General features: G+C 47.4%; 1 protein-coding gene. It reads left to right on the top strand.

Annotated elements, in window-relative coordinates:
* Nucleotides 1-2,720 (top strand): WD40 repeat domain-containing protein (locus tag AACV78_RS02170; RefSeq protein ID WP_228042734.1); only part of this gene is annotated, 2,720 nt, incomplete at its 5' end.
* Between the last annotated feature and the right edge of the window lie 147 nt (nt 2,721-2,867).

Here is a 2,867-nt window from a genome sequence, read left to right as displayed (position 1 = left end):
TTGCTCCCCCCCTTACCAAGGGGGGGCTAAATACCGCTCTATCTTCCCTAGGGATGGGTGAGCTAAATTCTGCTCTTGCTCCTCCCCTTACCAAGGGGGGGCTGGGGGGGGTTCTTACCGATGGGAGTCGCGAACAAACCGAATTGCGCCTCTCAGGTTTGGTGGTTCTGCATCAAGGCAAATTAAAAATTTATAACCGAATTTACGCGGAAATTTTCAATCTGGAATGGGTAGAAAAACAGTTAGCTAAGTTGCGCCCCTATGCGGAAAATTTTAATGCTTGGAATGCTGCCAATTTTGAGGATAATTCGCGGTTGCTGCGGGGTCAGGCACTGCAAGAAGCTTTGGAATGGGCAAAATATCAAAGCTTAAGTCCTCTAGATTATCACTTTTTAACAGCAGCTCAGGATTTGGAAAGGCGAGAAGTTGAACTGGCTTTTGTACTGCAAGCTGAGGAAAGTCAAATATTGGCACAAGCTAATGAAACTTTAAGTCTGGCTCAGCATCAAGCTAAAACAGAGTTAATGTTAGCTAAAAAACAAGCGAGAAAGATAATTGCGATCGGCTCGACTATTTTAGGGCTATCTTTAGCAGCAGCGATCGCCATACAATTGCAAGTAATTACAGCAAATCGCTCCCTCGCAGAAACAAAAATAGTTCTCGAAAGTGTTTCTGCAAAAACTACTTTGGCTGCAAACCCTTTTGATGCCCTGATTGCATCTGTGAAAACCGGACACAGATTCCAACAGTTGGAAAAGTCGGGTACTGCTAAACTCGATACGCGACGGCAAGTCATTTCTGCGCTGCAACAAGCAATTTACAGCATCCGAGAGCGCGATCGACTCATCGGACACCAAGCAGTAGTCAAAAACGTCGTTTTCTCGCCCGATGGCAAAATCCTCGCATCCGCTAGCGAAGACGATACCGTCAAACTCTGGAACCCTGACGGGATATTGCTCAGAACCCTCACCGGACACCGCGACAACATTTGGACTGTCAGTTTCTCACCCGATCGCAAGACGATCGCATCTGCTAGCGAGGATGCTACGATCAAAATCTGGAACCTCGCCAACGGCACAGAACTCAAAACCCTTACAGGTCATAGGGGCGCGGTGAGAGGAGTCAGTTTTTCTCCCGACGGGTTGACGATCGCATCTTCGGGTTCCGACGGCACTGTCAAACTCTGGAATCCAGCAGGCGGCACTTTGCTCAAAACCTTTACAGGACATAGGGGCTGGGCAACAAATGTCTCTTTTTCGCCCGACGGATTGACGATCGCATCTTCGGGGAGCGATCGCACTGTCAAACTCTGGAATGCTGCAGACGGAACAGAAATCGCCACGCTGAAAGGCCATACCAAGCCTGTCAGAAGTGTCAGTTTTTCCGACGACGGCAAAACCCTAGCATCGGCTGGCGAAGACGGTTTAGTCAAGCTGTGGGATGTCGAAAACCTGACTCTTCTCACCACCCTGCAAGCCCACAATAAGGAAATCTGGAGCGTCCAATTCAGCCCTCCTGGCAGCAACAGCCCAACTCTGGCTACCGCTAGCGAAGACGGAACCGTCAAATTGTGGAATTTACCGCTGTTAGGAAACATCGAGCCGCAAACGTTCAAAGGACACAGTGGCAGGGTTTCTAGCCTTAGTTTCAGTCCCGACGGCCGCACTTTGGCAACTGCAGGTACCGATCGCGCGGTACGACTCTGGAACCTCGCGGGCATCGAACCGAAAGTTCTAGAAAGCCACCGCAGTCAGGTTTTCAGTGCGGTTTTCTCGCCAGACGGCAAAACTATTGCTTCCGGTAGTGGCGATCGTACTGTTAAATTGTGGAATGCACAAAACGGCAGCGAAATCAAAACTTTTTTAGGACATCGAGGTGCTGTCACCAGCGTTAGTTTCGCCCCTGATGGCAAAATTTTAGCATCCGCGTCGGGCGATCGAACTATTAAATTGTGGAACCTAGAAACTGGACAAGAAATCAAAACTCTTTCAGGACATCAAAGGGGAATTGACAGCGTTGTTTTCAGTCCCGACGGTAAAATTTTAGCATCATCAGCGACCGATGGAACTGTTAAATTGTGGGAGAGAGAAAGCGGCACTGAAATTAAAACTCTCAAAGGACATCTCCAAAGAGTTAGAAGCGTCACCTTCAGTCCCGATGGCAAAACTTTAGCATCTGCGGGGAACGATCGCGCGATATTTTTCTGGGATTTAAACAATTTAGAATCTCTCCCAAGAAGTATTCAGAGAGCGCATAACAGCCGAATTACTAGCATCCGTTTTAGTCCCGACGGTAAAATTTTAGCATCGGCCTGCGATGACAGCACGATTAAATTGTGGAATGCAGAAACAGGCACAGAATTGAGAACTATCAAAGGACATGGAACTTGGGTAAAAAGCATTAGTTTCAGTCCCGATGGCAAAATTTTAGCATCTGCAAGTTTCGATCGCACAATTAAACTGTGGAATGTCGCCGACGGCACAACAAACTCGGAGGCTGTGCTCCTACAAGTTTTTGACGGACATCGCGATCGAGTTAACGATGTTAACATTAGTCCCGACGGCAAAACTCTTGTTTCTGCTAGCGACGATTTTACTTTAAGAATCTGGAATTTGGAACTAGATGTAGATAGTTTAATGAAGCTGAGTTGCCAGTGGCTGGGCATTTATATTGCTAACCATCCTGACGAAAGGGCGATCGCCCAAATCTGCAATCCTTAAAAAAATCGAATAATATCGTGTCCGCTATACCGGATCTAATACCATTTTTCTTTCATATGTGGTATAGATGAAGTCTTAGCCCCCCCAAGGCATCGGGGGGGTTGGGGGGGTAATGTCTAGCGCTACTTTATGAAATTGGTATAAGAT

The sequence above is a fragment of the Tychonema sp. LEGE 07196 genome (assembly GCF_963890365.1).
GTDB lineage: Bacteria > Cyanobacteriota > Cyanobacteriia > Cyanobacteriales > Microcoleaceae > Microcoleus.
This window is presented reverse-complemented; position numbering and strand designations above follow the sequence as displayed.